The following is a 6,745-nucleotide window of genomic DNA, read 5'->3' as shown; positions in this document are numbered from 1 at the left end:
TCTTGTTTGTTTTAGTATAAACGACGGCAAGTATACCATTCTCTTTGCCAATAATTTGTGTTCAGATTAGCGACTTGAACTGGTTGACCGGTTGTAGGAGCATGGACCATCTTATTTCCACCAATATAGATACCTACATGGTGAACACCAGATGAGGAACCATTGCTACTAAAGAGAATAATATCTCCAGCTTGTAAATTATTTTTAGAAACACTCTTACCAGCATTAATTAAAGAACCAGTATAATGAATTCTACCAAGATTAACACCACTTTGATAATGTGCCCAATTGACAAGTCCAGAACAATCAAATTGTGTCCAGTTTGGATTTTTAATACTGCTCCATGAATGGGCACCACCCCAGACATACATATAACCTTGACGCGTTAATGCTTTATTAGCAATCTTTAATCCAAGTTCTTCATTAGCTGATAAATCGTTTGAATTATCTTGAGATGTAGATTGGTTAGAATTATTTGTATCAGGTTTTGTTGTATCAGTGTTAGGTTTTGAAGTATCCGTATTTGTATTTGGTTTTGTTGTATCAGGCTTAGTTGATTGATTTGTATCTGTATTTGGTTTTGGTTTAGGTTTTTTATCAGTTGTTGCCTGAGTAACATTAGAAACTTTTGATTCGTTTGAAGCTTTTTGTAAAGCTGCTAAATTAGCTTGAATTTTTTCCATAGATTCCTGATTTTTAGAAACTTCAGATGAATTATCTGCAATTGTTTTGTTTTGTTCTAATAATTTTGCTTGGAATGTTTTTTGCAGGTTAGCTTGTGATTTTTTATCATCTTCTAATGAATTTTTAAGTATTTTAAGCGTTGATTCTTGTTTTTGTATTTCTTTCATACTCTCATTTAAATCATCAATTAATTCATTTTCATAATTTGTAATTTCTTTGAAATTAATAATACGACTAAAGAAATCACTAAAACTATCAGCACCAAAAATATATGAAGTGAAGATATTTGAATTCATTGTTGTTTGCATACTATATAATCGATCTTCTAATTGTTTTCTTTTGTTAGAAATTTGTTTTTCTATATTAGCAATACTCTTTTGTATATAGTTTAATTCACTTTCAGTAGATGATATTTTTGTTTCTATATCTGTTATTTGTTTAGCCAAATTTTCAATTGAATCTTTTGATTCTTGAGCATCTTTTTTAGCATTTTTAGCTTGTGCACTTAGTTCTTTGTTTTTTTTATTAAGATATGTATTAAACTCTTTACATGTTTTTTGTTGATTCTTTGATAATTTTGATGAAGAACATAATTGAATATATTTATTTTCTTGACCATCAAAATCGACAGCATTGACACTTCCTAAAGAAGAAGCAAGACCAATACTAAGGCTTAGGGCCATGAGACTTAAAAATAATGTTTTTTTAGACAATGTGACATACCTCCTTAATGTGGGTCTATACTTCTTATTGTAGTACATTTTAAATAAGAGTCAAATAAAATGTTCTCTTTTTTGAAATGATACATCGGATTTTTAGAAAAACTCATAAAGAATTATTCTTTATGAGTTTCAATAACTTTTTTTGTTACTAAATCAGATGCAAATTCATAACCAAGGAATTCCATATCAAAGAAACCTTGACCTTGAGTCATTGCTCTTAAATCAACAGCATAATTCATGACTTCTGATTGTGGGGCTTCAGCAGTAATCTTAACCATACCATCTTCTAAAATGTCACTTCCCATGACACGTGCACGGCGTTTATTGAAATGTCCCATAATATCACCAGTATATTCTTCATCAATATAAACATGTAATGTGACAAATGGTTCTAATAAGGCTGGTTTGGCTTTTGGTATAGCTTCTTTAAAACACATAACAGTCGCTGTTTTAAACGCCATTTCTGATGAATCAACACTATGATATGATCCATCAATCAAAGTTGCTTTGATTCCTAATGCTGGATAACCTGCTAGAACACCTGCTTTTGTTGCTTCAACCATACCTTTTTCAACAGCTGGGAAATAAGCTCTAGGGACTGCTCCACCAAATATTTTCTCTTCAAAAACAAAAGGTACACTATAATCATTTAATGGTTCAAAAGTAATTTCTACATCACCATATTGGCCATGACCACCAGACTGTTTCTTATATTTATAACGATGTGTTATACTACCACGAATTGTTTCACGATATGGAATAATAATATCATCCAAAGCAACCTCTATTTTGAATCTTTCTTTTAACTTAGCAACCACAGTTTCAATATGAATATCACCAATACCATATAAACATTGCTGCTTCGTTTCTGGATTATTTACAAAATTTAAAGTTGGATCTTCTTCTAATAATTTATTAATAGCATTTGCTATTTTTTCTTCATTTGCTTTCCCTACAGGTTTAATAGCTTTTCCATAATATGGATGAGAGAAAGCAATAGGTTCATAAATGATACGATAGTCTAAGGTACATAAGGTATCATTTGTTTGTGTATATGATAACTTAGATAAAGCTCCAATATCACCAGCATTTAAAGTATCAGTTTCAATCAGATCTTTACCTTTCATGATATAAAGCTTATTCACTTTTTCTACTTCTTTTTTATTCATATTATATAAAGACATTCCTGTCTGAATTGTTCCCGTACAGACTTTAAATAAAGAAATTCTACCCACAAATGGATCTGCAATTGTTTTAAAAATGAATAATGAAGTTGGTAAAGATTCATCAAAACCTATTAAATCTTCTTCACCTGTTTCTTCGTTTTTAACAACCATTGAATTGACCATATCTCCAGCAGCACTAAAGAATGCAACCATTGAATTTAAAATAATTTGGATTCCTATTTGATTTGTCCCACATATAACAGGAATTAATGTATGGTTCATAACACCTTGACGGAGAGCCCATGAAATCTCTTCTTTAGTGAATGGTTCTTCATTAATATACTTTTCTAATAATTCATCATTCGTATTAGCAACTGCTTCATCAATCATATTTTTAATAGGTGTGATTTCATCCCACATATCATCAGGAATAGGACATGGATGCGTTTGTTCACCTTCAAAATAACGTCCCTCCATCTTTGCGACATTGACATATCCAACCATCTTATTGCCTTCCATAATAGGAACTTGGATAGGTGCAATAGCTTTTCCGTATGTTATTTTTAATTCTGCCAATTTTTCCTGATAGGCAGCATTAGGATAATCTAAACCGCTAATATAAATCATTTTAGCCTTATCATGTGCTTTGTGCATAGCTTGTTTTGTTCCAACACTAATGCCTTCTGTTGCTGGTACAACAATCAAAGCACTTTCACTTACTTTTAATGCAGCTTCAACTTCACCAATAAAATCAAAAGAGCCAGGTGTATCAAGAATATTGATTTTACAATTATTCCATTCTAATGGAATAACAGAAAGACCAATAGATGTCTGTCTTTTAATTTCTTCAGGTGAATAATCACTTAATGTGTTTCCATCCTGCACTGTTCCAATACGATTTGTAATTCCAGCACGATAAGCCATAGCTTCAATCACGCTGGTTTTACCACTCCCTGAGTGACCTAACACAATCACGTTTCCAATTTCGTTTGAGTGATAAGTTCTCATTAATATCACGCTCCTTTATAAAAATTTTCTTTCTTCTATTTTAACACATCTTCGTTTTAATGAAAACGGTTACAGTATAATTATAGTGAAATTTATTTTAAAAAATGATATGATGGAGATACAGGAGGGCAAAATATGGAAGTGGGATTAATTATTATTTTATTTTTATCTAATGCTTTAGCGTTAGATTGCCTTTATAATCGAAGAGTCAAAACAACAGGTGCACTCATTATTCTTAATCTTTGTTTAACTGTTGCTTTAGCATATCAGTTTAAGCAAATGGAAAAGATTGTCTATTTACTATTGGGATTAGCGGGTATTATTGTTTTGTTCTTTGGTGTAAAATTCTATATTCGCAGGAAAAAAGAAACACCAGTTATTATTAAAGATGCTGATCGTATTATTGAGGAAAAAGAGGAGAAATAATGGAAACAATTAAATTTGAAATTGAAATGCAAGATGGACAGATTATGAAAGGTGAACTTTATCCTAAAGTTGCACCGATCACTGTAAAAAACTTTATAGGATTGATTGAAAGAAATTTTTATGATGGATTGATTTTTCATAGGGTGATTCCAGGATTTATGATTCAGGGTGGTGGCATGGATGAAAATATGCATCCAAGAGAATGTCAAAGCATTCAAGGTGAATTTAAAAGTAATGGTATTCAAAATGATTTAATGCATACACGTGGTGTTTTATCAATGGCGAGAACAATGATCAAAGATTCAGCAAGCTCACAATTCTTTATCATGCATGGTGTAGCACCTCATTTGGATGGTGAATATGCAGCTTTTGGAAAGATTACTGAGGGATTAGAAGTTGTAGATGCAATTGCTAAGGTTGCAACAAATAGACAGGATTGTCCTTTGCAACCTATAGTAATTAAGACGATGAGGTTATTATAAAATGAAACTATTTTATTTAGAGAATTGTCCTCATTGTAAAAGAGCAAGAGCTTGGATGGATGAATTATATAAAGAAAATCCTATCTATAAGGAAATTCCGATTGAAATGATTGAAGAAAGTCAAGAAGTAGAATTGGCTAATTCTTATGATTATTATTATGTTCCATGTTTTTATGATGGTGATCAAAAATTGCATGAGGGTGTTGCAAGTTTAGAAATTATTCGTCAGATATTTGATGATTATTTAAGGAGGAATACAAAATGAGAATTTTAGTTGCTGGTGGGGCTGGATATATTGGCAGTCATATTTGTGTTGAATTATTAGAAGCAGGGTATGAAGTTGTTGTGATTGATGATTTTTCTAATTCTCGTCCTGAGGTGTTAGGTTATATTAAAGAAATTACTGGTAAAGATGTAAAATTTTATGAATTTAATATTTTAGATGAAGAAAAAACAGAAGGAGTATTTAAGGAAAACAAATTAGATGCAGTGATTCATTGTGCGGCTTTTAAAGCTGTTGGAGAATCTGTTTCCAAGCCAATCGAATATTATACAAATAACTTAATGACAACATTAATTATGACAAAAATGATGACAAAGTATCATGTTAATAATATTGTCTTTAGTTCAAGTGCAACTGTTTATGGAGATCCAAAAGTTGTCCCATTAACAGAAAATTGTCCTTTAGGAGAAACAACAAATCCTTATGGAACAAGTAAAGCAATGATGGAAAGAATCTTAACAGATGTTCAATTTGCTAATCCTGAAATGTCTGTCACATTATTACGTTATTTTAATCCAATTGGAGCACATGCTTCTGGTTTGATTGGTGAAAATCCAAAAGGTATTCCTAATAATTTAATGCCATATATTATGAAAGTTGCAACTGGTGAATTACCATGTTTAGGAGTTTTTGGAGATGATTATGATACACCAGATGGAACTGGAGTAAGAGATTATATCCATGTTGTAGATTTGGCAAAAGGACATGTTTTGGCGATTGAAAAATATCAGGAACCAGGTGTGCATATTTGTAATTTAGGGACTGGAACAGGATATAGTGTTTTAGATATTGTTCATGCTTTTGAGAAAGTCAACGGTATTGAAGTGAAATATGAAATCAAACCAAGACGTCCAGGAGATATAGCAACTTGTTATGCTGATCCAACTCGAGCAAAAGAAGAACTTGGCTGGGTGGCAGAAAAGACATTAGAAGATATGTGTCGTGATACTTGGAACTTTGCTAAAAAGCATCAATAAAATATATCGAGGTGATGTCAAATGTTAAGAAGACATTATATATTTTATGGTCGAGTTCAAGGTGTTGGTTTTCGTTATACAGTTTATCAGCTGGCTAGGCATTTAGGATTAACTGGTTGGGTAAGAAATCAAAGTGATGGGACTGTGGAAGCCTGTATTCAGGGGAATCTACAGCAAATCAATCAGCTGATTGCGAGTTTAAAGCAAGAAAGGTTTATTCGTGTTGAAAGATTTGAATATGAAGAGTTAGAAGTTTTGTCAAATGAGAATTCTTTTGAAGTAAAATATTAAAGTTGTCCTTTGTGGTACATGCTTAATAAAAAAATTAAAAATAGAAAAGTGTTGATATAGTCGACACTTTTCTATTTTCTTTGCAATATGTAAAAAAATTTTAAGTGACCTATCATTCATATTGCTTTATAATAAAAACAACGTGTGCTAAAATGATAAGGCATAAGATTTAAAAACGTAGAAATATGCTTTTTTATAAATGACTTTTGTCATTTTTTGATGTGAACGGGAGGAAAAGACATGAAGATTATTAAACGTAATGGAGCAGAAGTAAAATTTGATGAGTTAAAGATTACAGCCGCTATTGAAAAAGCTAACAATGAGGTTGTTGAAACTGAAAGGTTATCTGAAGAAGATATTGATAATATTACAAATAATGTAAAGTATCAATGTGAAAAAATGAGACGTGCTTTAAGTGTTGAAGAAATTCAAAACTTAGTAGAAAATGAAATTATGAAATTGAATGCTTTTGCAGTGGCAAGAAAGTATATTACATATCGCTATAAACGTGCATTAGTACGTAAAGCGAATACAACTGATGAACAAATCTTAAGTTTGATTGAATGTGATAATGAAGAAGTGAAACAAGAAAATTCTAATAAGAATCCAACAGTAAATAGTGTTCAAAGAGATTATATGGCTGGAGAAGTGAGTAAAGATATTACAAAGCGTTTATTATTGCCTGAACATATTGTAAAAGCTCATG

Annotated in this window: 8 protein-coding genes; 6 read left to right on the top strand and 2 right to left on the bottom strand. The window is 31.3% G+C overall.

Going from position 1 to position 6,745, the window contains the following annotated elements; all coding sequences use genetic code 11:
• Nucleotides 1-11: 11 nt before the first annotated feature.
• Both BN350_RS01120 and BN350_RS01115 read right to left on the bottom strand, forming a co-directional pair.
• A complete protein-coding gene (locus BN350_RS01120; protein ID WP_028041954.1) occupies nt 12-1,397 on the bottom strand; it encodes a C40 family peptidase in 1,386 nt (461 codons plus the stop codon).
• A gap of 122 nt (nt 1,398-1,519) precedes the next feature.
• Nucleotides 1,520-3,580 carry an elongation factor G gene (locus tag BN350_RS01115; protein ID WP_028041953.1) on the bottom strand — a complete coding sequence of 687 codons (2,061 nt, stop codon included), beginning with the start codon at nt 3,578-3,580 and terminating at the stop codon, nt 1,520-1,522.
• 135 nt (nt 3,581-3,715) lie between these two features.
• Here BN350_RS01115 and BN350_RS01110 point away from each other — a divergent pair, with 135 nt between their 5' ends.
• The 6 genes from BN350_RS01110 to BN350_RS18120 form a co-directional block, all read left to right on the top strand.
• Nucleotides 3,716-4,006 (top strand): hypothetical protein, encoded by a 291-nt coding sequence (locus BN350_RS01110; protein ID WP_028041952.1) that lies wholly within the window; start codon nt 3,716-3,718, stop codon nt 4,004-4,006.
• The gene (locus tag BN350_RS01105; RefSeq protein WP_028041951.1) at nt 4,006-4,488 is read left to right on the top strand and encodes a peptidylprolyl isomerase; all 483 of its coding nucleotides are present in this window, start codon (nt 4,006-4,008) and stop codon (nt 4,486-4,488) included. Before BN350_RS01110 ends, BN350_RS01105 begins: the two co-directional genes overlap by 1 nt.
• Nucleotide 4,489: 1 nt before the next feature.
• Nucleotides 4,490-4,753 (top strand): glutaredoxin family protein, encoded by a 264-nt coding sequence (locus BN350_RS01100; protein ID WP_028041950.1) that lies wholly within the window; start codon nt 4,490-4,492, stop codon nt 4,751-4,753.
• The gene (gene galE, locus BN350_RS01095; RefSeq protein WP_028041949.1) at nt 4,750-5,748 is read left to right on the top strand and encodes a UDP-glucose 4-epimerase GalE; all 999 of its coding nucleotides are present in this window, start codon (nt 4,750-4,752) and stop codon (nt 5,746-5,748) included. Before BN350_RS01100 ends, galE begins: the two co-directional genes overlap by 4 nt.
• A gap of 21 nt (nt 5,749-5,769) precedes the next feature.
• Nucleotides 5,770-6,039 carry an acylphosphatase gene (locus BN350_RS01090; protein ID WP_028041948.1) on the top strand — a complete coding sequence of 90 codons (270 nt, stop codon included), beginning with the start codon at nt 5,770-5,772 and terminating at the stop codon, nt 6,037-6,039.
• Nucleotides 6,040-6,279: 240 nt separating this feature from the next.
• Nucleotides 6,280-6,745, top strand: a 466-nt coding sequence (locus BN350_RS18120; protein WP_044600019.1) for an ATP cone domain-containing protein, incomplete at its 3' end; no start/stop codon positions are given.

The sequence above is a fragment of the Candidatus Stoquefichus massiliensis AP9 genome, from assembly GCF_000455285.1.
Classification (GTDB): domain Bacteria; phylum Bacillota_I; class Bacilli_A; order Erysipelotrichales; family Coprobacillaceae; genus Stoquefichus; species Stoquefichus massiliensis.
This window is presented reverse-complemented; position numbering and strand designations above follow the sequence as displayed.

Coding starts and splice junctions, on each gene's coding strand:
- BN350_RS01110 (WP_028041952.1), top strand. CDS start 3,716: ATGGAAGTGGGATTAATTATTATTTTATTTTTATCTAATGCTTTAGCG.
- BN350_RS01100 (WP_028041950.1), top strand. CDS start 4,490: ATGAAACTATTTTATTTAGAGAATTGTCCTCATTGTAAAAGAGCAAGA.
- BN350_RS01105 (WP_028041951.1), top strand. CDS start 4,006: ATGGAAACAATTAAATTTGAAATTGAAATGCAAGATGGACAGATTATG.
- BN350_RS01115 (WP_028041953.1), bottom strand. CDS start 3,580: ATGAGAACTTATCACTCAAACGAAATTGGAAACGTGATTGTGTTAGGT.
- galE (WP_028041949.1), top strand. CDS start 4,750: ATGAGAATTTTAGTTGCTGGTGGGGCTGGATATATTGGCAGTCATATT.
- BN350_RS01090 (WP_028041948.1), top strand. CDS start 5,770: ATGTTAAGAAGACATTATATATTTTATGGTCGAGTTCAAGGTGTTGGT.